The sequence below is a fragment of the Mycobacterium sp. HM-7 genome (genome assembly GCF_053852335.1).
The window spans coordinates 3,376,743-3,399,724 of sequence record NZ_CM132657.1 but is presented as its reverse complement, the minus strand read 5'-3'; the positions used below and the strand labels follow the sequence as shown (position 1 = coordinate 3,399,724).

The window sequence follows — 22,982 nt, the reverse complement described above, 5'->3', positions numbered from 1 at the left end:
GCCCCACCGCAACGGACGCCCCGCCCGCCACCAAGCCCACTTTGATGCTGCTGGACGGCAATTCACTGGCGTTCCGGGCGTTCTACGCGCTGCCTGCCGAGAACTTCAAGACGCAGGGCGGCTTGACCACGAATGCGGTCTACGGCTTCACCGCCATGCTGATCAACCTGCTGCGCGACGAGAAGCCGTCGCACGTCGCCGCCGCTTTCGACGTGTCGCGTAAGACGTTCCGCAAGGAGAAGTACCCGGAGTACAAGGAGGGGCGTGCCGCCACACCCGACGAGTTCCGCGGCCAGATCGACATCACCAAAGAGGTGTTGGGCGCGCTCGGCATCGCGGTGCTGGCCGAAGAAGGGTTCGAGGCTGACGACCTGATCGCCACGCTGGCGACCCAGGCGCAGGCGGAGGACTTCCGGGTGCTGGTCGTCACCGGCGACCGCGACTCGCTGCAGCTGGTCAGTGACGACGTCACGGTGCTGTACCCGAAGAAGGGCGTCAGCGACCTGCACCGCTTCACTCCCGACGCCGTCGTCGAGAAGTACGGCCTCACCCCGACCCAGTACCCGGATTTCGCGGCGCTGCGCGGCGACCCGAGCGACAACCTGCCCGGCATCCCCGGCGTCGGGGAGAAGACCGCGGCCAAGTGGATCAACCAGTACGGCTCGCTGCAGGCCCTGGTCGACCACGTCGACGAGGTCAAGGGCAAGGTCGGCGACTCGTTGCGCGCCAACCTCTCCAACGTCATCCTCAATCGGGAGCTGACCGACCTGGTCAAGGACGTGCCGCTGGCGCACACCCCGGAGGGTCTGCGGGTGCAGCCCTGGGACCGTGACCGCATTCACCAACTGTTCGACGACCTGGAATTCCGGGTTCTGCGTGACCGCCTGTTCGACACCCTGTCGCCCGTGGAGCCCGAGGTCGAACTCGGCTTCGATGTCCGCGGCGGCCTGCTCGAGCCGGGCACCCTCGCGGCCTGGCTCGCCGAGCACAGCAACGGCAGCCGTTTCGGCATGGCGGTCAACGGCACACACAAGGCGTTCGACGCCGATGCCACCGCGGTCGCCATCGTGTCGTCCAATGGCGAAGGCGTGTACATCGACACCGCACGACTGGATGCCGAGGACGAAGCGGCGCTGGCGTCCTGGCTGGCCGACCCGGGCCCGCCGAAGGCGCTGCACGAGGCCAAGCTGGCGTGGCATGACCTGCTGGGCCGCGGCTGGCCGCTCGCGGGCGTCACCTCCGACACCGCGCTGGCCGCGTATCTGGTCCGTCCCGGGCAGCGCAGTTTCGCCCTCGACGACCTGTCGGTCCGTTACCTGGGCCGGGAACTGCGCGCGGAAAGCAAAGAGGAGCAACAGCTCTCCCTGCTGGACGATCCTGATGAGGTCGACGACGCGGCGGTTCAGGCCCTGATCGTGCGGGCGGCGGCCGTCGGCGATCTGGCCGACGCGCTCGACGTGGAACTCGCCAAGATGGATTCGCTGGCGCTGCTCGGCCAGATGGAGCTTCCGGTGCAGCGGGCGCTGGCCGAGATGGAGAACGCGGGCATCGCCGTCGACGTCGAACTGCTGGGCCGGTTGCAGAGCCAGTTCGCGGACCAGATCCGCGACGCCGCCGAGGCGGCCTATGCGGCGATCGGCGAGCAGATCAACCTGGGCTCGCCCAAGCAGCTCCAGGTGGTGCTGTTCGACAAGCTGGAGATGCCGAAGACCAAGCGCACCAAGACCGGCTACACCACAGATGCCGACGCGCTGCAATCACTTCTCGACAAGACCGGGCATCCGTTCCTGCAGCATCTGCTGGCGCACCGCGATGCGACCCGGCTCAAGGTCACCGTCGACGGACTGCTCAATTCGACAGCCGCGGACGGTCGCATCCACACCACCTTCAACCAGACCATCGCGGCCACCGGCCGGTTGTCGTCGACCGAGCCGAACCTGCAGAACATCCCGATCCGCACCGAAGCCGGCCGGCAGATTCGTGAGGCCTTCGTCGTGGGCAAGGGCTTCGCCGAGCTCATGACGGCCGACTATAGCCAGATCGAGATGCGCATCATGGCGCACCTGTCGGGCGACGCGGGCCTCATCGAGGCGTTCAAGACCGGCGAGGACCTGCACACCTTCGTGGCGTCGCGGGCCTTCGGCGTACCGATCGAGGAAGTGACCGCCGAGCTGCGCCGCCGGGTCAAGGCCATGTCCTACGGCCTGGCGTACGGGTTGTCGGCCTACGGGCTGGCTTCGCAGCTGAAGATCTCGACCGAAGAAGCCAAACAGCAGATGGACCAGTACTTCGACCGGTTCGGTGGGGTGCGCGAGTATCTGCACTCGGTCGTCGAACAGGCCCGCAAGGACGGGTACACCTCGACGGTTCTCGGGCGTCGGCGTTACCTGCCGGAACTCGACAGCAGCAACCGCAACGTCCGGGAAGCCGCCGAGCGGGCCGCGCTCAACGCGCCCATCCAGGGCAGTGCCGCCGACATCATCAAGGTCGCGATGATCAACGTCGACAGCGCCATGAAGGACGCCGGGCTCAAGTCACGGATCCTGCTGCAGGTGCACGACGAGCTGCTGTTCGAAGTGGCCGAGGGCGAGCGGGACGCCCTGGAGACCTTGGTGCGTGAGCAGATGGGCAGTGCGTACCCGCTCGACGTGCCGCTGGAGGTGTCGGTCGGCTACGGCCGCAGCTGGGACGCCGCGGCGCACTAGCCACCCAGAGCGGTCGCGGCAGCGTGGTCGTGGCTCGGCACGATGCGCATCTGGTCCCGGACGGCATGGAGTCGGTGCAGGGTCCGGAACGCTTCGTCGCGGTTCTCGTCCACGAGTGCGCCCGGGTAGCTGGGCCGCTGCCGAAGCTGTTCGATCTGCACGTGATGCCATGCCGCGTCACCGGAAAGTAGGACCGGGCCCATTGCGGTGGTGGCCAAGATGCCGATGCTCCCCGGAGTGTGACCGGCGAGGTCGACGAGCACCACCGAGCCGTCGCCGAACAGGTCGTGGCTGCGGCTGAAGGTGGCCACCGGCGGTCCATCCAGCTCGTAGGTCGTGGTCGGGCGGTCGATCAGAGACGAGCGCACGCCGCCGACGGGCGACACCGGACCGCTTGCGGCCCAATCGAATTCGGTCTGATGGAGCGTCAGTGGCAGCGTCGGCAGGTCCAGCAGTCCGCACACGTGGTCCCAGTGCAGATGGGTCGGCAGAGCAAAGTCGAGGGTCACGCCCGGCATCGTTCGGGCCAATGCGTCCCGCGTGGTCACCACGTCGGCGGGAGGTAGGACGGCGGGCCGAAGCACCGCCGGCAGTTCGGAGATGGCTCGCCGGCGCACGTCGTGGCAGATGCCCGGATCGACGACGAAGCGGGCTTGCGGATGCTCGACCACGAAAGCCGTTATCGCGGCGTCGACTCGGCGAGGGTTGCGCACGCCCTCGGCGACCCCGGCAGCCGGCACGGACTTGGCGACCTGCGGTAGAACGCGGATGTCGACGGTGCGTCGGGCGCGCGGTAGCCCGGCGTCGATCAGGGAGCTCAGGAACCGGCGGTCGGGTCGCCGTGGGCGGAAGAGCCCGACGGGCGCGTGGGCGACTGCGCTGCAGCAGGCCATCAAGCTGAGTTGACGGACTGCGGCGGTGGGGGTTTGGGACGTCGGCTTGGTCATGTGTGCGAAGCTAGAACTTGAGGTCGACCTGAAGTCAAGGGAGGTTTCCCGTGGCATCGAACATGTCCGTGGGAGCGGCCGCGGCAGCGGCCGGCGTCGAGGCCCACGTTCTTCGGCACTGGGAGGGCGTCGGCGTACTGGTCCCGCACCGCACCGCCACCGGTCACCGTCGATACACCGACGAGCACGTGACTCGGGCCAAGATCATCCGGCTCTGCCAGGGTGCGGGTCTTTCCCTGGCGGACATTCGCGAACTCGGAGGCGCTGACCGGTCGGCCCAGGTCGCGCTCATCGCCCGGTCGCAGGAGCGAATCCGCGCCGAGCTGACGGGCCTGCGGCGCGCCGACCGGTTCCTGTCACATGTGCTGCACTGCGTGCATCCGCTGCTCTCCGAATGCCCGGAGTGCAGCGATTTTGCCCGCGCCTCGCGCCGCTGACGTCGCGCCGATCAGGCGTCGGCAGCCAGGCCGAGGCCCAGCGCGACCATGATCGCGCCCATGACGCGTTCGATGCGCTGCCGGATGTGGGTGCGGCTCAGCACGTTTCGGGCCCGATCGGCCGCCAGGACGACGCCGACGCACCACGAGGTGTCGATGACCAGTTGGAGGGCGGCGAGCGCCAGCAGCGTCGGCAGCACCGGACCTGTCGCCGGCAGGAACTGGGGGAGCACCACGATGCCGAAGGCCGCGGCCTTCGGGTTGGCGGCGATGGACAGCAGCGCCGCGCGGAACGCCGCGGCGGGCGTGCGCCCGCGCGGCGGCAACGCCACCTCGACGGCGCCCGAACCCTTGGCGCTGCGCCAGGCGCTGATGCCCAGCCAGATCATGATCGCGGCCCCGACGACGTGCAGCCCCAACGACAGCCAGTGGTTGGCCGTCAGCAGGATCGACAGCCCCCCGCCGCCGGCCAGCGTCCACCCGCAGACGCCGATCTCGTTGCCGACGACGGCCGCCAGGCCGGCCTTGCGGCCGTCGCGGACCGAGCGGTGCAGGAACAGCGCCGTCGCCGGTCCGGGCAGTGCGGCGAGGATCACCGACGCGACCAGGAACGCCGGGAGGACGTCGAGAAGGTGCGCGAGCATGCAAGAAGTATCGCTGACCCGCGCAAATCCTTAAGTCACAGTGCCCGGTAGTTGGTCAACCACTGCAGTACCGGCGCCTGGGCCCGGGTGGCGGTCAGCCAGTACGCCTCCTCGGCGTGCAGTTGATAGGTCCGCTGATCGGCCAGGCCGCGGTCGATGCGGTCCCGGACGAACGCCAACTCGACGACCTGTACGGCGAACTCCTTCACCGATTTCCCCGCCGCCGCACCGCCGATCCGGGACGCGGTGGCGATCGCGCCCTTCCGGGTGCGCATCGATCCGAGCCACGTCGCCTCGTTCGGGGTGATCAGGCCGGAGGCGATCAGCCCGGGCAGCTTCTCGGCGACCACCCGCTGTTCGCGGCGGCGGCCCACCACGCCCGTGACGATGGCCAGCGTGAAGATCGGCACCATCCAGAACAGGTAGACCGCGAAATAGGCCCCGGCCCCGACGACGGTCGAGCCGTTCCACAACATGTGCATGACCACCGCGGCGAGGTAGCCGAGCCCGATGTACAACACCTTCGCGCCGGCGCCGCGGTGCTGCAGCGCGAGGTACACACCGATGCCGGTCATGCTGGTGAACAGCGGATGCGCGAAGGGGCCCATGATCAGCCGCAGCGCGGCGGTGAGCAGCGAATGCGCGATGGTCTCGCCCATCGCGATGTAGAAGATGTTCTCCAGCCACGCGAACCCCGCGGCCACGAAACCGGCGTAGACGAGGCAGTCGGTCAGCGAGTTGAGTTCGTTGCGGCGCCGGCCGGTCATCATCAGCAGGAGGAACACACCCTTGGCGGCCTCCTCGATGACCGGTGCACCGATGGCCATGGCCGCGAAACCGTCCTTGCCGAGCAGCGGCGTCGACATCGTCTCCAGGATCACCGAGATGACGACGCTGATCGATGCGCCCCAGATGAACGCGAAGATCAGCAGGCGCGGCGGCTCGGGTTCCCAGCGGTCGAACCACAGGTAGGTCAGCAGCACCACCGCCGTCGCGATGCTGGCCAGCACGAACCCGATGGTCATCCCGATCGGGTTGGTGAGGGTGGTCAGGATCAGCACGCACCCGATCAGCACACCCAGCCCGATGATCACGCCCAGTGGCGCACCGACCTTGCGGATACGCCGCGGCATCGGCGCCAGGTACGGGTATGGCGGCGGTACGGGCGACGGGGCGGGATACACGTCACGCAGGATATCGGCCCGGAACGGCATTCCCCTGCAGTGGAGTAGACCGCGTTTGGCCTGCGACTACGGGTCTAGTACCCTCAACAAGTACCTGTGTCCACATGGGCTATGGGTGCGCGTGAGACGTCAGGCGGTAACGCACCGACGCGTCACGGAAAAACAACCAATTGTCCCTACGATTTAACCTGTCCGGAGCATCCCACCACATGCCAAGTCCCTCCATCACCTCGCCGCAAGTAGCCATCAACGACATTGGCTCGGCCGAGGACTTTCTCGCCGCTATCGACAAGACCATCAAGTACTTCAACGATGGCGACATCGTCGAAGGGACCATCGTCAAGGTGGACCGTGACGAGGTCCTGCTCGACATCGGCTACAAGACCGAAGGTGTCATTCCTTCTCGCGAACTTTCCATCAAGCACGACGTCGACCCCAATGAGGTCGTTTCCGTGGGCGATGAGGTCGAAGCCCTCGTTCTCACCAAGGAGGACAAGGAAGGCCGCCTGATCCTCTCCAAGAAGCGGGCTCAGTACGAGCGCGCCTGGGGCACCATCGAGGAGCTCAAGGAGAAGGACGAGGCCGTCAAGGGCACCGTCATCGAGGTCGTCAAGGGCGGCCTGATCCTCGACATCGGCCTGCGTGGCTTCCTGCCCGCTTCGCTCGTCGAGATGCGGCGCGTCCGCGATCTGCAGCCGTACATCGGCAAGGAGATCGAGGCCAAGATCATCGAGCTCGACAAGAACCGCAACAACGTGGTCCTGTCGCGTCGCGCGTGGCTGGAGCAGACCCAGTCCGAGGTCCGCAGCGAGTTCCTCAACCAGCTCACCAAGGGCGCCATCCGCAAGGGTGTCGTGTCCTCGATCGTCAACTTCGGCGCGTTCGTCGACCTGGGCGGCGTGGACGGCCTGGTGCACGTCTCGGAGCTGTCCTGGAAGCACATCGATCACCCGTCCGAGGTGGTTCAGGTGGGCGACGAGGTCACCGTCGAGGTGCTGGACGTCGACATGGACCGCGAGCGGGTTTCGCTGTCGCTCAAGGCGACTCAGGAAGACCCGTGGCGCCACTTCGCCCGTACCCACGCGATCGGCCAGATCGTCCCGGGCAAGGTCACCAAGCTGGTGCCGTTCGGCGCGTTCGTCCGCGTCGAGGAGGGCATCGAGGGCCTGGTGCACATCTCGGAGCTGTCCGAGCGCCACGTCGAGGTCCCGGACCAGGTGGTCCAGGTCGGCGACGACGCGATGGTCAAGGTCATCGACATCGACCTGGAGCGTCGCCGGATCTCGCTGAGCCTCAAGCAGGCCAACGAGGACTACACCGAGGAGTTCGACCCGTCGAAGTACGGCATGGCCGACAGCTACGACGACCAGGGCAATTACATCTTCCCCGAGGGCTTCGACGCCGACAGCAACGAATGGCTGGAAGGCTTCGAGAAGCAGCGTGACGAGTGGGAGGCCCGGTACGCCGAGGCCGAGCGTCGCCACAAGATGCACACCGCCCAGATGGAGAAGTTCGCCGCGGCCGACGCCGAGGCAGCTGCCCGTCCGGCGACCAGCGGTTCCTCGCGTTCCGAGGAGTCGACCGGTGGCACCCTGGCCAGCGACGCCCAGCTGGCGGCGCTGCGCGAGAAGCTCGCAGGCAACGCCTAAGTAGCAACACGTAGTACAAGAGAACTCCCCGGCTCATACCGAGCCGGGGAGTTCTTTTGGTTGACACGTGCGTATGTATCTATTTGACAATAATTTTCATTAAGCGCTTGGCTGTGCGGCGTGCTCAACCGCAATGGATTCCTGGCCGCACTGTTGGCGACGACGCTCGTGGCCGGGTGCTCACAGAGCCCCAGCGCCGCTCCGGTGGAACAGTCCGCGCGCACCCCGCGGCTGGCCCTGAGTTATGACGGCGGGGTGTTGGTACTCGATGCCAAGACACTCGAACAGGCCGGTGACATACCGCTCGAGGGCTTCCTGCGGCTCAATTCCGCCGCAGACGGACGACATGTACTGGTGTCGCAATCTGGCGGCTTCGCTGTTCTCGACCTCGGCACCTGGACTGACGACCACGGCGATCATGGGCATCACTACACCGCCACCCCACGGTCGACCGGTATACGATTCAGTGGCACCGAGCCCGGCCATGCGGTGGCTCATGCCGACAAGCTCACCCTGTTCTTCGACGGCAGCGGCGCGGTGGACATCGTCGACCCGCACTCACTGGCCGCCGGAAAAGCCGACGTAGCTTCGCATTTCGCCGTTCCCGCCCATCATGGCGTTGCCGTCGCGCGCGCTGACGGGTCCGTGGTCGTGAGCCGCGGCGACGAGCACTCGAGGTCCGGTCTGGAGATCCGCGATGCCGGGGGCAAGCCGATCGCGATCAATGACGAGTGCCCGGGTCTGCATGGCGAGGCCGCGGCCGCCGACGGCGTCCTGACGTTCGGCTGTCAGAACGGCATTCTCATCGTCCGCGGCAACACCATTGAAAAATCTGCAAGTGCCGATCGGTACGGGCGCATCGGCAATCAGGCGGGCAGCGCGGAGTCGGCGGTTGTGCTCGGCGACTACAAGACCGAAGCCGGCGCAAAACTCGAACGCCCCCAACGATTTACCCTCACCGACACGCAGACCGGCCGGATCACGGTGGTACCGCTCGATGCCGGCTACAGCTTCCGCTCGCTGGACCGCGGGCCGCGTGGTGAGGCGATCATCCTGGCCACCGACGGCGCGCTGCACATATTCGATGCGCAGACCGCCCGACGTATTGCGCACATCGGCGTCATCGCACCATGGCGTGAGCCGGACGACTGGCATGAGCCGATGCCGAATCTGCATGTGCAAGATGGCATCGCATACGTCAGCGATCCGCACGCCCGCCGGCTGGTGGCTGTCGACCTGGCGGGCGGTGCGGCTGTCGCCGAAACCACGTTGGCGCGGCCGGTGATCGAGATGACCGGAGTCCGCGGCTGAGGTGGGTCGGGCACCTGACACACTGAAGCCGTGCTTCGTATCGGACTGAGCGGCGGCATCGGCGCCGGAAAATCCACTGTGTCATCGACCTTCGCGACCGCCGGCGGCATCATCGTCGACGGTGACGTCATCGCCCGTGAGGTGGTGGAGCCCGGTACCGAGGGGCTGGCCGCCCTGGTGGAAGCCTTCGGGAAGGACATCCTGCTGCCGGACGGTTCGTTGAACCGGCCGGCGCTGGCCGCGGTGGCGTTCAGCGACGAGCAGAAGCGGCAGACCCTGAACGGCATCGTGCACCCGCTGGTCGGCAAGCGCCGGGCCGAGCTCATCGACGCCGCGCCGGTGGGTGCTGTTGTGGTGGAGGATATCCCGCTCCTGGTCGAGTCCCAGATGGCGCCGTTGTTCCCCTTGGTCGTCATGGTCCACGCCGACGAGGATGTGCGCGTCGCGCGGCTGATCGAGCACCGCGGCTTCTCGGAGGAGGACGCCCGCGCCCGGATCGCGGCGCAGGCGACCATCGAACAGCGTCAGGCCGTTGCCGATGTCTGGCTGGACAACCACGGCAGCCCCGACGAACTGGCGGCCAAGGCCCGGGAGCTGTGGGAGCAGCGGATCGTCCCGTTCGCGCGCAACGTGCAGGCCGGCGTACCGGCCTCCGTCGCGCCGGCGGTGGTGTCTTACGACGAGACGTGGCCCGAGCAGGCCCGCCGGATCGTGGCCCGGCTGCGCACCACGTGCGGGCACCGCGCGGTGCGGGTCGACCATATCGGGTCGACGGCGGTTCCGGGTCTGGACGCCAAGGACGTCATCGACATCCAGGTGACCGTGCCGTCGCTGGAGGTGGCCGACGAGCTCACCGACCTGCTCCTGGCCGCCGGCTATCCGCGGACGGACATCACCGAAGACGTGGCCCACACCGACGACAAGGCGCTGTGGCAGAAGCGGTTTCACGCCTCGGCCGATCCGGGTCGGCCGACCAACGTGCACATCCGAGTCGACGGCTGGCCCGGCCAGCAGTTCGCGTTGCTGTTCCCGGCGTGGCTTGCCGCCAACCCGGACGAGCGCGTCGAGTATCTGGCGCTCAAACACGATGCGATGGCGGCCGCGCCGGCCACCAGCGGCGAGTACGCCGACGCCAAGGAGCCCTGGCTCGCTGGTGCGTACCGGCGGGCCTGGGCCTGGGCCGACGAAACCGGTTGGCGCCCTTAGGCGGTGGGTGCCGGAGCCGGGGTTGCCGGCGTGCCCGGCACCTCGGCGCTGTACTGCTGGCTGGGATCGAAGTCGGTCACCGAACCGCAGCTGAGCACGCCGTACCCGGGGTCCTGACGCTGCGGCGTCAGTCGTGGGGCGACGAACTGGTCGGCCTGGGCGACGATCTCGTCGTCGACCAGGATCTCGCAGTGCAGGCTCGCCGAGTACGGCCACTGGATCGACACCTGCATGCCGGCATTGGCCGAGTTGTTGAGCACCGCCGAGGCTTCGAACGGCTCGCCGGGCAGCAACGACGGCGTCGCCGAATTGAGCTGGGTATCGGTGAGCCGATAGGTGACGAGTGTCCCGCGGGAGACGCCGTCGATCCGGGCCCGGTAGGTGACGTTGTGCGGTCCGGGGCTCGGCGGTGCGTTGTCGCCGGCCGGAACTGTCGGTGCCGGCGGGGCGGGGGGTGCCGGATCGGCAGCCGCCGTCGCGGCGAACAACAGGGAGGTGCTCGTGGCCACAGCGGTGACGCACGCCAGCGATGCCGCGGCCAGGTGTCCGCGCCTGATCGATGTCATAGTTGTTGACATTACCTGTCGCGCCAGGTCAGTGACATACCGAGACTGGCTAGCCAATTGCCCAGCTGGTAGTTGTGCTGGGCCAGGCCCTCGATGGCGGCCGTTGCTCTCGTGATGGCGCGCTTGCCGTCGTCGGTGCTCAGCAGGTGGTGGCGTACCGCGTCGAGCAGTTCGTCGACATCCTCCAGTTCGACACTCTTGCCCGACCGGACGACCAGATCCAGATAGTGGTCCTCGGACGTCCAGGACCGCTCGCCGGTGGTGAACCGGCCGACATCGAGGTAGAAATCCTGGTCACGCTCGTGCCCCGGATTGAAATGGAAGATGCTGGCCCGCAGACCGATGGTCGGCAGCAGCCACGACTCCAGGTAGTGGAATTGCGGGCGGCCGGGGGTGGGACGCGCCATGTAGAGGCCCCACGGCTCGACTCGGTACACATCGACGGCCCGCACGATGCCCTTGGGGTCAGTGTTCGTGCGGGCGGCCAGGTCGAACGTCTCGTGCTTCGGTGGGTGGATGGCGTCAGCGTACGCGCTCGACGTGCGGTCGGCAGCGCCTGTCGGTGCCCGCCTCTACCCTGGTACTCATGGCCTTCGCGACCGAATACCCCGTCCTCGCGCACTCGGAATACCGGCCGATCGACGCCATGGTGCGCGCCGGCGGCAAGTTCGAAGTGGTCAGCCCGTACGACCCGGCGGGTGACCAGCCGGCCGCCATCGACGAACTCGAGCGCCGCATCACGGCGGGGGAGCGCGACGTCGTGCTGCTCGGGGCCACCGGTACCGGCAAGTCCGCGACCACCGCCTGGCTCATCGAGCGGCTGCAGCGCCCGACGCTGGTCATGGCACCCAACAAGACCCTGGCCGCGCAGCTGGCCAACGAGCTGCGGGAGATGCTGCCGCACAACGCCGTCGAGTACTTCGTCTCGTACTACGACTACTACCAGCCGGAGGCGTACATCGCGCAGACGGACACCTACATCGAGAAGGACAGCTCGATCAACGACGACGTCGAGCGGCTCCGGCACTCGGCGACGTCCAGCCTGCTGTCACGCCGCGATGTCGTCGTGGTGGCGTCGGTGTCGTGCATCTACGGCCTGGGTACCCCGCAGTCGTACATGGACCGCTCCGTCGAACTGAAGGTCGGCGACGACGTGCCGCGCGACGGGCTGCTGCGCCTGCTCGTCGACATCCAGTACAACCGCAACGACGTGGCGTTCACCCGCGGCACGTTCCGGGTGCGCGGCGACACCGTCGAGATCATCCCGTCCTACGAGGAACTGGCGGTGCGCATCGAGTTCTTCGGCGACGAGGTCGAGGCGCTGTACTACCTGCACCCGCTGACCGGCGACGTGGTGCGCAAGGTCGACTCGCTGCGTATCTTCCCGGCCACCCACTATGTGGCCGGCCCGGAGCGTATGGCCATGGCGATCTCGACCATCGAGCAGGAGTTGGAGGAGCGGCTCGCCCAGCTGGAAGGCCAGGGCAAGCTGCTGGAGGCGCAGCGGCTGCGGATGCGCACCAACTACGACGTCGAGATGATGAAGCAGGTCGGGTTCTGCTCGGGCATCGAGAACTACTCGCGGCACATCGACGGCCGCGCCGCCGGTTCAGCTCCGGCCACGCTGCTGGACTACTTCCCCGAGGATTTCCTGCTCGTCATCGACGAATCGCACGTCACGGTGCCGCAGATCGGCGCCATGTACGAAGGCGACATGTCCCGCAAGCGCAACCTGGTCGACTTCGGCTTCCGGTTGCCGTCGGCGGTCGACAACCGGCCGCTGACCTGGGAGGAGTTCGCCGACCGCATCGGCCAGACGGTCTACCTGTCGGCGACGCCCGGGTCCTACGAGATGGCACAGTCCGGCGGCGAGTTCGTCGAACAGGTCATCCGGCCGACGGGCCTGGTCGACCCCCAGATCGTCGTCAAACCGACCAAGGGGCAGATCGACGACCTCATCGGGGAAATCCGCAAGCGCACCGAGCGCGACGAGCGCGTCTTGGTCACCACCCTGACCAAGAAGATGGCCGAGGACCTCACCGACTATCTGCTGGAGACCGGTATCCGAGTGCGGTATCTGCACTCCGAGGTCGACACCCTGCGCCGCGTGGAGCTGCTGCGCCAGCTGCGGCTCGGCGACTACGACGTCCTGGTCGGCATCAACCTGCTTCGCGAGGGCCTGGACCTGCCCGAGGTGTCTCTGGTCGCGATTCTCGACGCCGACAAGGAAGGCTTTCTGCGCTCCACGCGAAGTCTCATCCAGACCATCGGCCGCGCGGCGCGCAACGTGTCCGGCGAGGTGCATATGTACGCCGACAAGATCACCGACTCCATGCAGGCGGCCATCGAGGAGACCGAGCGTCGCCGCGCCAAGCAGGTCGCCTACAACGAGGAGAACGGCATCGACCCGCAGCCACTGCGGAAGAAGATCGCCGACATCCTCGATCAGGTCTATCGCGAGGCGGAGGACACCGAAACCGTCGAGATCGGCGGTTCGGGCCGGAACGCCTCCCGTGGTCGCCGGGCCCAGGGCGAGCCGGGCCGGGCGGTCAGCGCCGGCATCGTGGAAGGCCGCGACACCGCGAACATGCCGCGTGCCGAGCTGGCGGACCTCATCAAGGACCTCACCGCCCAGATGATGAACGCGGCGCGGGATCTGCAGTTCGAACTGGCGGCCCGCATCCGCGACGAGGTGGCCGACCTGAAGAAGGAACTGCGCGGAATGGATGCGGCCGGGCTGAAATGAGCGCACCTTGACCTCAACCACGGTTGAGCCCCTACCGTCGCCGACGTGACCCAGATGCGCGCCGAAACCGTGACCACCGGCAGCTGGCGGGAACTGCTCGGTCCCAAGTATCTGGGTGCGTCGACCGTGTTGGCCGGTGGCGTCGCGCTGTACGCGACCAACGAGTTCCTGACCATCAGCCTGCTGCCCAGCGCGGTGAGCGACATTGGCGGTGGACGGCTTTATGCGTGGGTCACCACGGTGTACCTGGTGGCGTCGGTGATGGCGGCGACGACGGTCAGCGGCATGGTGGCGCGCTTCGGTCCGCGGCGGGCATATCTGCTGGGGTTCAGCGTTTTTGCGCTCGGCAGTGTCTTGTGTGCCCTGGCGCCGACCATGGAGGTGATGCTGGCCGGGCGCGTGGTGCAGGGCGCCGCGGGCGGCACGCTGGCCGGGCTGGGCTATGCGGTGATCAACACGGCTCTGCCGCAAGCGCTTTGGCCCAAGGCGTCAGCACTGGTGTCGGCGATGTGGGGGGTCGGGACGCTGCTTGGCCCCTCGTCCGGGGGATTGTTCGCGCAGTTGGGCGTGTGGCGCTGGGCGTTCGGCGCGCTGGCGCTCCTGACTGTGGCGGTCATGGTCCTGGTGCCGTTGAGTCTGCCGGGCAGGTCCGGGGACCGGGAGCGCGAGCCGCTGCGGATTCCGTTGTGGTCGTTGGTGATTCTCGGATCGGCGGCGATGGCGATCAGCGTCGCCGGCATCCAGCGGAGCGTGCCACTGATGGTGGTGCTGCTGTCCGCGGGGGTGGCGCTGGTCGGCGTGTTCATCATCGTGGACCGGCGGATGCCGGTGAGCGTGCTGCCGCAGACCGCCTACGGCCCGGGCCCATTCAGATGGATCTATGTGACCCTCGGCGTGTTGATGGCGGCCACCATGGCCGACATGTACGTGCCGCTGTACGGCCAGCGCCTGGCCGGCCTGGTGCCGTTGACGGCGGGCTTTCTGGCCGTTGCGCTGAGCGCCGGCTGGACGGTCAGCGAGATCGTCAGTGCGTCGGTCACCAGGCCTGCGCGGGCGGCGCGCATCGTGGCGGTGGCGCCGTTGGTGATGGGTGTCGGCCTTGGCGCCGCGGCGCTCAGCCAGGTCGATGGCGCATCACCGGCCGTGGTGGCGGTCTGGGCGTTGTGCCTGTTGGTGACCGGAGTCGGCGTCGGGATGGCGTGGCCGCACCTGTCGGTGTGGGCAATGGGCCGGGTCGACGATCCGGCGCAGGGCACGGTGGCCGCCGCGGCGATCAACACCGTCCAGTTGATCAGCGGGGCGTTCGGGGCCGGGCTGGCCGGCATCGTCGTCAACACGGTTGATCGGCCCGACGCCGTCGGGGCGAGCTGGCTGTTCGCGGTTTTCGCCGGGTTGGCGGTACTGGGTTGTGTGGCGTCGTTCCGGGCGAGCAGGGGAGTGGCTTAGTCGGGTGGTGGGACGTCGGCACCGGCGTCGGTACAGTCGCATTGTGTCGATCCTCGCCAAACCGGTTGTGGCAGATGCCGTTGCGCGCCTGTTCTCGTCCACCATCAATCCGGCGCCGAAGCCTGGCGTTCGCTTTCCGCAGATCCCAGGGAACACAACGACGGTGGTGATTCCGACCCGCCACGGGGATACCGCGGCGACGGTGTACTGGCCGCAACCGAGTGGCGTCGCACCTGGCGTGTACGTCAACGTCCACGGCGGTGGCTTCGTCGTCGGCCACCGCGAGCAGGACGATCCATGGTGCCGCTACCTCGCTGCGCACGCGAATGTCGTTGTGGTCAACACCGATTACGTGCTGGCTCCGCGGTATCGGTTTCCGGCGCCGGTCGAGCAGGTGTACGACGTTCTCGTCTGGGCCGCCGCCGCCGAACGCCAATGGGACGGCAGCAAGCTCTGTGTGGGTGGGCAGAGCGCGGGCGGCAGTCTGTCCGCGGCCGCGGCGCGGCTGGTGCTGGAACAGGGTGGCCCCGACCTCAGGTTGCAGATGTTGCACTATGCGCCACTGGATTTGGTGACGGCGAGCAAGGACAAGAAGTCTCCACTGGGAGCCAAGGCCGTGATGCGACCGTGGATGAGCGAGGTGTTCGACACGGCCTACATTCCGGACCCCGCGCAGCGTACGGATCGGCTCGCCTCACCGGCGTGGGGCAGCAACGCCGACGGCATCGACGGGATCGCGCCCGCGCTGGTCGTCACCGCGGAGTACGACAGGCTGCGGGATGAGGCATGGCGCTATGCGCAAAAGCTCGACGCCGTCGGTGCTTTGGCCGAGTACTACGAGGTGCCCGACGTCGATCATGGCTACAACATCATGAGCGACGCGACCGACGTCACGCGCGGTGTCTACGAGATGATCGCCGGACACGTCAGCCGGGCGCTCTCGGATTGACCGGAGCCGACTCGTGGGCGCCTAGCCGACTGCCGCGGGTTGACGCTCTTCGTGGCGAGCGGCCTCCCGCGCCAGCAGCCGGTCGCGTTGTTCCTCGAACCTGCCGGCTTGCTTCTCCATCGTCTCCAGATAGGCGGCCAGTTCTTCGCGGCGCTTCTCGCCGCGGGCGGTGAAATCGGTTCGATCGAAGATCTTCCACTGACGCAGCGGCGGTAGGACGACTTCCTCCAGGTGCTGGCGCAGATCGTAAATGCCGTGCTTGGCCATCAGGACGCCATAGCGGCGGAAGTTCGGCATGCCGGTGCCGGGCATCCGGAACTTTTCGATCACCGAGGCGATCGAGTGCAGGGTCTGGTCCGGCGCCAGATCGAGTGCGGCTGCACTCATCTGGCGGTAGAAGATCATGTGTAGGTTCTCGTCGGCCGCCACCCGTTGCAGCAGGCGGTCGGCCACCGGGTCGTGGCACACCTTGCCGGTGTTGCGATGGCTGACTCGAGTGGCCAGTTCCTGGAACGTCGGATACACGATGGCCATCAGCACCCCGGCGCCGATGGCGTCCTCCTCGTCGGCGGTCGGCTCAAACCCGTTGGTTACGTGCTCCATTCGGGCCTGCTCCAGCGCCACCGGGTCCACCCCGCGGTTCACCACCAGATAGTCGCGCAGGGCGATGCCGTGCCGGTTCTCTTCTGCGGTCCAGCGGTTGACCCACGTGCCCCACGCGCTGTCGAGCGACAAATGGGTCATGGCCTCGCGGTGGTAGGACGGCAGGTTGTCCTCGGTGAGCAGGTTGGTGATCATCGCGGCTTTGGCGAGTTCACTCAGCTGAGACTGTTCCGGGTCCCACTCGTGGCCGCCTGTCGCCACGAAGTTCTTGCCGTTACCCCAGGGCACATAGTCATGCGGATACCAGAGAACGGATCTCGACAGATGCTGGTTGAGCGCGTCGGCGGCTGCTGGCTCCAGCTCGGCTAGATATTCAGCATTTGTCAGGTCGCGCATTGTCCGTCCCATCCCGTGTCTTGGGGAACGTACAGGAACGGGAACTTACGACTGCGTCACACCGCCCGTCAGTCGGGGTCTTCTTCGAGTTGTCTGACCCCGGTGACGCCCTCGACCTGAGCGAGGAGGTTCGCCGCACGCAGGACTCCGGTACCGGCGAGCGTCACCTGAACGCCGACGTGACCAGGTGGTGCTTCGAGCGGCTCCCCGGGAGGGTCGGTCTCGAGGTCGGTGATCTGCCAGTCGCGCCGGCCACACGCCTGCAACACATCCCGTAGGACGCCTCGATCGTCGGCGTAGGTGATGTGCAGTCGCACGGACCCGCCCAGTCGCGAAGCCAGCCGACGGGCCAGCGGCATGAACCCGATGATGATCAGCAGGTGCATCGCGGTCATCACGGTGGCCAGCAGGAGCAGTCCGGCCCCGGCGGCCATGCCGATCGCCGCTGATTCCCACACTGAGGCCGCAGTGGTCAGCCCGTGCACCGAACCCCGGCGCACGATGATGATGCCCGCGCCGAGGAATCCGATGCCCGAGACGATCTGGGCCGCGACCCGCGACGGGTCGACGACCACCAGGCCGGGGGTCAGCACATCGCCGAAGCCGTACTTGCTGACCAGCATGATCAGTGCCGCCGCGGTTCCGACGATGGTCTGCGTGCGCAAACCGGCACTCTTGCCCTGGATTTCGCGTTCCAGCCCGATGAGCGCGGTCAGGCCGAACGCGACGACGAGTTCGATGACCTGCCGCGAGCCCTGCCCGGGCCCGCCGAAAAAGGCGGGATCTGCCAGCCATTCCATGAGGGACAAACTAACGCGCGCCGATGACTTTTGGCGGCAGTCGAAGTCTGTCTTTGTATAGGCCGATTTTCTGACGAGGAGTGATGCCCATGTCCACGCAACCAACTGCGTATCCCGATGTCGTCACACGGGAGGAATGGCGCGGGGCTCGTACGAAGCTGCTGGCCCGGGAACGGGAGGCGACGCATCTCCGCGACGCGGTCAACGCCGAACGCCGTCGGCTCCCGATGGTGAAGATCGAGAAGGACTACGTCTTCGACGGCCCGGACGGTCCCGTCCGTCTGCTGGACATGTTCGACGGCCGCAATCAGCTCTACATCCACCACTTCATGTGGATCGACGCGATCGACGCCGGCTGCCCGAGTTGTACTGCCGCAGCTGACCTGACGTTCACCGAAGGTGATCGAGAGCTGTTGCACGGCAAGGGCGTCACGTTCGCGTGCGTGTCCCGGGCGCCGTACGAGAGCATTGCCCGGTACCGCGACCAGCACGGCTGGACGTTCCCGTGGTACTCGTCGCGCGATGGCGACTTCACCTACGACTTCCATGTGACGCTCGACCCGGCGCGAGCGCCGATCGAATACAACTACAAGTCGCTCGAGGAATTACACGCCGACGGCTGGACCGACGACGACCTGCGCGGAGACTGGCCCGGCGCAAGCGTTTTCCTGCGCCAGGGCGACGAGGTGTTCCACACGTATTCGGCGTATGCCCGTGGGCTCGACCACTCGGCGGTGGGTTACCCGTTCCTGGATCTGACGCCGTACGGCCGTCAGGAACCGTGGGAGGACTCGCCGGCCGGCTGGCCGCAAGGTGGTCCCGCGGTGGGCAGGCCGGTCGGGGACTGCTGCGAGGGGTAGCAATCACCGCGATCGCAACTCTGGGCGCCTGCCGGCTCGGCTGGCACTGTGGTCATCAGTGCGGGTGTGGCTGAGTGGCTAGGCACCGGCCTGCAAAGCCGTTCACACGGGTTCGAATCCCGTCACTCGCTCGCTGATCAGAGCCCATTTTGGCTCTGTGTATGGGCCTTCGTGCAGCGCGGAGGTCCGCCGCAGGTCCGCAAGTTCAGCGCGGGTCTACCGCTTGAACGGAAGGACGTTGTTCGCCGCCGATGACGCTGAGGCCGCTGCTGCGAGCCGCGCAATGAGTGGCCCGATGCGCTCGGCTGCGCGACAGGCGGCGTCCGCCGCGTCTACCGCGTCGTGCAGCCAGAAAGGCCAGAGGTCGGTACGAACCCGCACCGTTGGTGTAGACGGCGTGAAAGTCCCGTCGTCGCCGATGGCAAAGCTAAGGTCCCTGATTTGGAGGTCACCGCCAAAGCTCCATACGCCCTGCCAGGTCGGCTGGGGCGGCGGGTCATCTGCGGTCACGCGCCCATTCTCCCAGCGGCCACCGACACTCTTGCGCCTCTCAAGCGCGCCCGCGTGTCGCCGTGTGACCGGTGGTGCTGTTGGGGCCTATGGGGTTTTGACTGCTGGGTTTAGCTGCCGCTGCGCCTCTTCAACAAACGCACGCCGAGCGGTCGCAAGCGCCTCTGTCGCAGCGTCGAAGGTCGTCAGAGGACCCGCGATTAACTCTGCGTGAACCGCCTTCTCATGATCTTCGATCTCTTCTGGTGTGTTTGCGCCGAGCTCGCTGAGTTCGTCAACGTCTGCTGACATTTGTTTGGCCATCTGGGCTTTCGCCCGACTGAGCACGACGTAGGTTTCTAACACAGTCTTCGACGCCTCGAATACTTCTCCGCTGAGCTTGCTCAGCTGAGTCGCCCCAACAAGTAGTAGGTGGTCGGCGAGGTCTCGCAGGAGCTTGATCGCGTTACGCAGGGTATCCATGTCATCGGGATCGACTGTCTCGTCGGACTTCCTATCTCGCGCATTTCGCATAGCTATCGAGAATTCGACTGCGGCAACGTTCGCCTCGGATGCAAGCTTCAGCAACGTCTCTCGCCGCCATTTCGCCATCTCGCGGTTGTCGGCAGCGGTGATCGCGGCCTCATTCGTTGCGTTGCTCTTGCGAATGCCGAGATATGCCACACCCGACGCGACAAGCGATGCACAGAACAGCAAGAGAGGCCCGAGCCACGCCCATAGGCTTGCGCCGTTGGGTTGCACAGTGACCTCAATCGGCCACGGGTAATAGCAGTAGTAGTCCCAACAATCCACCCGGCCATCGTCCCAGCGGGCGTTGCCAAGACAAGCACGCCGCGCCGTGCAGTGGTCAGGCGTCAGACACCTTAGCGCGGCCCGCCTTGCCGGTCGGTGCCTGCGCGGGGGTCGGTGCAGATTTGGGCGCTGGCTTCGGTGCGACCTTCGCCCCTGCCTTGGGCGTCACGGTGCAGGACTCATCGCAACGCCAGCACGTAAACGAAGTGTCCGCGTCTCGAATGTCGGTTTCGGCACCGCAACGCAGGCAGATAAAGCGCCGCCGTCCCTCCGCGACCTTGCGCTTGGCCTGGGCAGGCGGTAAGCGGTCCAACTCACCGCGTGTCGCCAGCAGCGCTACACCGACCCCGAGCGGCCCCAGGAAGAAAAACGTCGCGGCTGCGAAACCGATGCCGCTGCGCCCGCGTTCTTCGGCGATAGCACCGGCGACAATCGCGCAGATAAACCATACGAACAGCCAAAAGAAGAGCCAAAGCCAACTGAAGGCGGCTAGGGCAGCGCCAAAGCCATCGTTGTTGTCGGCTGCATAGTTCATCGCGATTCCTCCCCCTTCACGCCTGTGCTTGGCGCACAGCATCTTCCCAGCAGGCGTTGCGCTCGTCTAGCAGCGCGTCCAGTAGTTCGGTAGACGGCACTGCGCCGTGCTCCGCGCACACCTCGCGCACAGCGGCAATCAACCTCAGTTCGGCATCAATCGCGGCGAGGTTGCGCATGGAACAAGCCTATGGGCTGCGGTCCGCATACGGTCCGCAAATCCTGCGGTTGCTACCGGCGACGAGTGCGCAGATCACCGTACTGACAGTCGGCATCTCACCGGGCCTATCAGGGCTAACCCTGAAAAGCCCGGTAACCGCTGGCAGCCAAGACGTTTGCGCGGGGGAGTGCGTAATCATCCTGCAAAGCCGTTCACACGGGTTCGAATCCCGTCACTCGCTCCACTACTGGAGCTCGGGTAGCTGCCACCAGCGCCCGAGCTCCAGGTCGAATGTCGCCGGTGAGTACTGCGCCAGACCGCTGACCGGGTAGGCGGCCGTCTCGCCGAACCACACCTCGCCGTCGACGTTGTAGAGGTCGACGCGAAGGAAGTCGAAACCCGCGCCGATTCGTTCGGCAGCAGCCAGCATTTCGGGCAGTTGGGGTGGCGGCGGGACGGGCGGTGCCTCTTCGGATCCCGGCCGGGTGGCCACCCTGGTCCACGTCCGGTCGTAGTACGTGGGACGCGGGTCGGCGGCTTGCTCATCGACATGCAGCACATAGCGTGCGACGCCGTCGAATACGTAGATCTTGTAGTCGGTCGGGAAACCTTCGCCGTTGCCGATCCGTTCCTCGACGAGAAACGTAGCGGTAGCGCGGCTATAGGCCCATTCGCCCATGACGTGCCAGTTCTCGTTGAACAACCAGCCGTCGGTGCGGGCGGTCAGCCACCCGATATCGGGAATTCCCTTGCCGGCGAGCATCTTCCCGTACCAGTGCGTGGGTTTGAGAATCCACTGATCGGGCAGTTCGACGGAGGCGAGTTCCGTCAGGTCGGTGCCCGACCACAGGGTGCGGGGAATACGAACGGAGTCGCCGGCCGTGCGACGGGCCAGGTCCTTGACGGCGAGTTTGTCGCAGGTCGGGCTCAGCAGCTCGCGGCGGTCATACAGAACGCGCCAATTGACCTTGTCGCTGAAGCGCTTTGGTTCGGTCAGCACGGGCAGGCGCCGATGTCGGCGTGTGTAGAGCAGGAACCTGCGCCACCTCAGCGGTACCGCATGTGCCACCAGACTGCTGAACTTCTGCATCGCTGCAGCACCCGATGGCATCGCGCCAGCCTAGATGAGCGGATGGCGTCGGCTGCCGTAATTCAGGTGTCCGCTGTTCGCCGAGCCCAGCTGGCGTTGAACACGCGTGAATACCCCTCAAAGTCGTGCTCTTTCAGGGGTATAAACGTGGCCTCAGACCGGTGGCGGGATGTCGGTGTCCATAGCTGGGTGCTGTTCGGCTGCGCAGGCAGCTTCCCGTTCTTTGCGTTGGCGCGCAGCGGCTTCCTGCGCGGCCTCTCGAGCGTCGATATCGGCTTGGTTGAGAGCACGTTCGCAGGCATTGCGCTGGGCGAGGTTTGGGCGCGGGTGCGGTGCCGGATGGGCATCATGATGCCGCGGCCGGGCGACGGTGGGTGTCGAGATCGGCCAGCAGCGTGCGCCTGTGGACAGCTCCCAGAGGGCGCCGACGGGTGCGTCAACGACTCAGGCAAGATGCCTCAGGTGACGTACCGTTCGCCGACCTTGTCCGATCTCGTGAACACGCTGCTGGTGGATCAGACCGATGACCACCACTTCAAGGCCACCCAGCTCGACAACCCCAGCCACCACATCGCGGGCGGACATCTCGCCGGCCAGGTGCTGGTGGCGGCGAGCCGGACCGCGCCGGGCCGCAGCGCGCACAGCCTGCACGTCTATTATCTGCGGGCAGGGGATTCCCGGTACCCGGTCGAGATCCAGGTCGATGCGGCGCGCGACGGCGGCACACTCGCCACCCGGCGCATCACTGCCCGTCAGGACGGCGAGATCCTGCTGGAGGCGTTGGCGTCGTTCAGTGCTCCCGTCGACGCACTCGACTATCAGAACGTGATTCCCGATGTGCCCGAACCACTTTCGGTGCCGACCATGGCAGAACACCTCGCGGACTACGCTGACGAATCGGACGGTTTCTGGGTGCGTGACCAACCGTTCGAGCTGCGGTACATCGATCCGCACCCGCGGCTGGCCAAGGATTTATCGGACCCACACGCGCATCTGCGGATGTGGTGGCGGCCGACCGACGCCATCCCCGACGACCCGGCCCTGCACGCCGGGCTGCTCGCATACCTGACCGGCACCACCATGCTGGAGGCGGCGATGATCCCGCGCGGCGCGTTGCCGGCCCACACTTTCTCCGCTCTCATCGACCACGCACTGTGGTTCCACCGGCCGGTGGATCTGAGTGATTGGGTGTTGTCCGACCAGACCTCGCCGAGCGGTATCGGCGGCCGCGGCCTGGCGAGCGGGACGATGTACAACCGCGCCGGGCAGCTGGTGTGCGTGGCCACACAGGAGCTGTATTTCGGTCGTGGCTAACGATCGGGGGCTCGAAGCGGTCCCGCTCACCGGGCGAAACACGCGACCGTTTCGTCACCATTAGCAGGCCCGCTGCGGCGGCTGCCGCTAACATCAGTGCCGGTAAAGCACATTTTTCACGGTGTCCCCGGCG

22 protein-coding genes and 1 tRNA gene are annotated in these 22,982 nt (G+C 66.6%); 11 read left to right on the top strand and 12 right to left on the bottom strand.

What is annotated here, in order from left to right; all coding sequences use genetic code 11:
* The first annotated feature begins 44 nt into the window (after positions 1-44).
* Positions 45-2,705: a DNA polymerase I gene (polA, locus tag ACWW1C_RS16375; protein WP_455984313.1), complete on the top strand. Its 2,661-nt coding sequence runs from the start codon at positions 45-47 to the stop codon at positions 2,703-2,705.
* Here the strand turns inward: polA and ACWW1C_RS16370 are convergent.
* The gene (locus tag ACWW1C_RS16370) at positions 2,702-3,652 is read right to left on the bottom strand and encodes an MBL fold metallo-hydrolase (RefSeq protein ID WP_455979363.1); all 951 of its coding nucleotides are present in this window, start codon (positions 3,650-3,652) and stop codon (positions 2,702-2,704) included. The genes polA and ACWW1C_RS16370 overlap by 4 nt on opposite strands.
* A gap of 50 nt (positions 3,653-3,702) precedes the next feature.
* Here ACWW1C_RS16370 and ACWW1C_RS16365 point away from each other — a divergent pair, with 50 nt between their 5' ends.
* Positions 3,703-4,089, top strand: coding sequence for a MerR family transcriptional regulator (locus ACWW1C_RS16365; RefSeq protein ID WP_455979362.1), 387 nt, complete (start codon positions 3,703-3,705; stop codon positions 4,087-4,089).
* A gap of 11 nt (positions 4,090-4,100) precedes the next feature.
* On the opposite strand, the gene ACWW1C_RS16360 is transcribed toward ACWW1C_RS16365, so the two are convergent.
* The gene (locus ACWW1C_RS16360; RefSeq protein ID WP_455979361.1) at positions 4,101-4,733 is read right to left on the bottom strand and encodes a LysE family translocator; all 633 of its coding nucleotides are present in this window, start codon (positions 4,731-4,733) and stop codon (positions 4,101-4,103) included.
* A 35-nt stretch (positions 4,734-4,768) separates the two neighbouring features.
* Positions 4,769-5,866 (bottom strand): PrsW family intramembrane metalloprotease, encoded by a 1,098-nt coding sequence (locus tag ACWW1C_RS16355; protein WP_455984312.1) that lies wholly within the window; start codon positions 5,864-5,866, stop codon positions 4,769-4,771.
* Between the two features lie 260 nt (positions 5,867-6,126).
* Here ACWW1C_RS16355 and rpsA point away from each other — a divergent pair, with 260 nt between their 5' ends.
* The 3 genes from rpsA (at position 6,127) to coaE (ending at position 10,083) form a co-directional block, all read left to right on the top strand.
* On the top strand, positions 6,127-7,566 hold the full coding sequence (gene rpsA, locus ACWW1C_RS16350) for a 30S ribosomal protein S1 (protein ID WP_455979360.1): 1,440 nt from the start codon (positions 6,127-6,129) through the stop codon (positions 7,564-7,566).
* A 120-nt stretch (positions 7,567-7,686) separates the two neighbouring features.
* Positions 7,687-8,877 (top strand): hypothetical protein, encoded by a 1,191-nt coding sequence (locus tag ACWW1C_RS16345; protein ID WP_455979359.1) that lies wholly within the window; start codon positions 7,687-7,689, stop codon positions 8,875-8,877.
* Positions 8,878-8,907: 30 nt separating this feature from the next.
* On the top strand, positions 8,908-10,083 hold the full coding sequence (gene coaE / locus ACWW1C_RS16340) for a dephospho-CoA kinase (RefSeq protein ID WP_455979358.1): 1,176 nt from the start codon (positions 8,908-8,910) through the stop codon (positions 10,081-10,083).
* Here the strand turns inward: coaE and ACWW1C_RS16335 are convergent.
* Positions 10,080-10,649, bottom strand: a complete 570-nt coding sequence (locus tag ACWW1C_RS16335) for a hypothetical protein (protein WP_455979357.1) — start codon at positions 10,647-10,649, stop codon at positions 10,080-10,082. The genes coaE and ACWW1C_RS16335 overlap by 4 nt on opposite strands.
* Before the next feature lie 11 nt (positions 10,650-10,660).
* Positions 10,661-11,167 (bottom strand): DUF402 domain-containing protein, encoded by a 507-nt coding sequence (locus ACWW1C_RS16330; protein WP_455984311.1) that lies wholly within the window; start codon positions 11,165-11,167, stop codon positions 10,661-10,663.
* Between the two features lie 68 nt (positions 11,168-11,235).
* On the opposite strand from ACWW1C_RS16330, the gene uvrB reads away from it, so the two are divergent.
* The 3 genes from uvrB to ACWW1C_RS16315 are packed head-to-tail and all read left to right on the top strand — an operon-like array spanning position 11,236 to position 15,790.
* Positions 11,236-13,395: an excinuclease ABC subunit UvrB gene (gene uvrB, locus ACWW1C_RS16325; protein ID WP_455979356.1), complete on the top strand. Its 2,160-nt coding sequence runs from the start codon at positions 11,236-11,238 to the stop codon at positions 13,393-13,395.
* Positions 13,396-13,449: 54 nt separating this feature from the next.
* Positions 13,450-14,841, top strand: a complete 1,392-nt coding sequence (locus tag ACWW1C_RS16320; protein ID WP_455984310.1) for an MFS transporter — start codon at positions 13,450-13,452, stop codon at positions 14,839-14,841.
* 43 nt (positions 14,842-14,884) lie between these two features.
* Entirely contained in the window at positions 14,885-15,790 is a 906-nt protein-coding gene (locus ACWW1C_RS16315; RefSeq protein ID WP_455979355.1) for an alpha/beta hydrolase, read from the top strand.
* Positions 15,791-15,811: 21 nt separating this feature from the next.
* Here ACWW1C_RS16315 and ACWW1C_RS16310 read toward each other — a convergent pair whose 3' ends face one another.
* On the bottom strand, positions 15,812-16,789 hold the full coding sequence (locus ACWW1C_RS16310; RefSeq protein WP_455979354.1) for an acyl-ACP desaturase: 978 nt from the start codon (positions 16,787-16,789) through the stop codon (positions 15,812-15,814).
* 68 nt (positions 16,790-16,857) lie between these two features.
* A complete protein-coding gene (locus ACWW1C_RS16305; RefSeq protein WP_455979353.1) occupies positions 16,858-17,589 on the bottom strand; it encodes an MgtC/SapB family protein in 732 nt (243 codons plus the stop codon).
* An 89-nt stretch (positions 17,590-17,678) separates the two neighbouring features.
* Here ACWW1C_RS16305 and ACWW1C_RS16300 point away from each other — a divergent pair, with 89 nt between their 5' ends.
* Positions 17,679-18,449, top strand: coding sequence for a DUF899 domain-containing protein (locus tag ACWW1C_RS16300; protein ID WP_455979352.1), 771 nt, complete (start codon positions 17,679-17,681; stop codon positions 18,447-18,449).
* Positions 18,450-18,509: 60 nt separating this feature from the next.
* Positions 18,510-18,580: transfer RNA gene (locus tag ACWW1C_RS16295), tRNA-Cys, on the top strand.
* An 85-nt stretch (positions 18,581-18,665) separates the two neighbouring features.
* On the opposite strand, the gene ACWW1C_RS16290 is transcribed toward ACWW1C_RS16295, so the two are convergent.
* The 5 genes from ACWW1C_RS16290 to ACWW1C_RS16270 form a co-directional block, all read right to left on the bottom strand.
* On the bottom strand, positions 18,666-18,959 hold the full coding sequence (locus tag ACWW1C_RS16290; RefSeq protein WP_455979351.1) for a hypothetical protein: 294 nt from the start codon (positions 18,957-18,959) through the stop codon (positions 18,666-18,668).
* An 87-nt stretch (positions 18,960-19,046) separates the two neighbouring features.
* Positions 19,047-19,751, bottom strand: coding sequence for a hypothetical protein (locus ACWW1C_RS16285; protein ID WP_455979350.1), 705 nt, complete (start codon positions 19,749-19,751; stop codon positions 19,047-19,049).
* 55 nt (positions 19,752-19,806) lie between these two features.
* Positions 19,807-20,286 carry a hypothetical protein gene (locus ACWW1C_RS16280; protein WP_455979349.1) on the bottom strand — a complete coding sequence of 160 codons (480 nt, stop codon included), beginning with the start codon at positions 20,284-20,286 and terminating at the stop codon, positions 19,807-19,809.
* Positions 20,287-20,302: 16 nt separating this feature from the next.
* Positions 20,303-20,464, bottom strand: a complete 162-nt coding sequence (locus ACWW1C_RS16275; protein WP_455979348.1) for a hypothetical protein — start codon at positions 20,462-20,464, stop codon at positions 20,303-20,305.
* Between the two features lie 225 nt (positions 20,465-20,689).
* The gene (locus ACWW1C_RS16270; protein WP_455979347.1) at positions 20,690-21,556 is read right to left on the bottom strand and encodes an ATP-grasp fold amidoligase family protein; all 867 of its coding nucleotides are present in this window, start codon (positions 21,554-21,556) and stop codon (positions 20,690-20,692) included.
* A gap of 432 nt (positions 21,557-21,988) precedes the next feature.
* On the opposite strand from ACWW1C_RS16270, the gene ACWW1C_RS16265 reads away from it, so the two are divergent.
* Entirely contained in the window at positions 21,989-22,849 is an 861-nt protein-coding gene (locus ACWW1C_RS16265; RefSeq protein WP_455984309.1) for an acyl-CoA thioesterase, read from the top strand.
* Positions 22,850-22,982: the final 133 nt, after the last annotated feature.

Excerpts from the sequence above, each read along its gene's own strand:
- polA (WP_455984313.1), top strand. The coding sequence starts at position 45 with ATGCTGCTGGACGGCAATTCACTGGCGTTCCGGGCGTTCTACGCGCTG.
- ACWW1C_RS16370 (WP_455979363.1), bottom strand. The coding sequence starts at position 3,652 with ATGACCAAGCCGACGTCCCAAACCCCCACCGCCGCAGTCCGTCAACTC.
- ACWW1C_RS16360 (WP_455979361.1), bottom strand. The coding sequence starts at position 4,733 with ATGCTCGCGCACCTTCTCGACGTCCTCCCGGCGTTCCTGGTCGCGTCG.
- ACWW1C_RS16355 (WP_455984312.1), bottom strand. The coding sequence starts at position 5,866 with ATGCCGCGGCGTATCCGCAAGGTCGGTGCGCCACTGGGCGTGATCATC.
- rpsA (WP_455979360.1), top strand. The coding sequence starts at position 6,127 with ATGCCAAGTCCCTCCATCACCTCGCCGCAAGTAGCCATCAACGACATT.
- ACWW1C_RS16335 (WP_455979357.1), bottom strand. The coding sequence starts at position 10,649 with ATGACATCGATCAGGCGCGGACACCTGGCCGCGGCATCGCTGGCGTGC.
- uvrB (WP_455979356.1), top strand. The coding sequence starts at position 11,236 with ATGGCCTTCGCGACCGAATACCCCGTCCTCGCGCACTCGGAATACCGG.
- ACWW1C_RS16320 (WP_455984310.1), top strand. The coding sequence starts at position 13,450 with ATGCGCGCCGAAACCGTGACCACCGGCAGCTGGCGGGAACTGCTCGGT.
- ACWW1C_RS16310 (WP_455979354.1), bottom strand. The coding sequence starts at position 16,789 with ATGCGCGACCTGACAAATGCTGAATATCTAGCCGAGCTGGAGCCAGCA.
- ACWW1C_RS16305 (WP_455979353.1), bottom strand. The coding sequence starts at position 17,589 with ATGGAATGGCTGGCAGATCCCGCCTTTTTCGGCGGGCCCGGGCAGGGC.
- ACWW1C_RS16300 (WP_455979352.1), top strand. The coding sequence starts at position 17,679 with ATGTCCACGCAACCAACTGCGTATCCCGATGTCGTCACACGGGAGGAA.
- ACWW1C_RS16280 (WP_455979349.1), bottom strand. The coding sequence starts at position 20,286 with ATGAACTATGCAGCCGACAACAACGATGGCTTTGGCGCTGCCCTAGCC.
- ACWW1C_RS16275 (WP_455979348.1), bottom strand. The coding sequence starts at position 20,464 with ATGCGCAACCTCGCCGCGATTGATGCCGAACTGAGGTTGATTGCCGCT.
- ACWW1C_RS16270 (WP_455979347.1), bottom strand. The coding sequence starts at position 21,556 with ATGCCATCGGGTGCTGCAGCGATGCAGAAGTTCAGCAGTCTGGTGGCA.
- ACWW1C_RS16265 (WP_455984309.1), top strand. The coding sequence starts at position 21,989 with ATGCCTCAGGTGACGTACCGTTCGCCGACCTTGTCCGATCTCGTGAAC.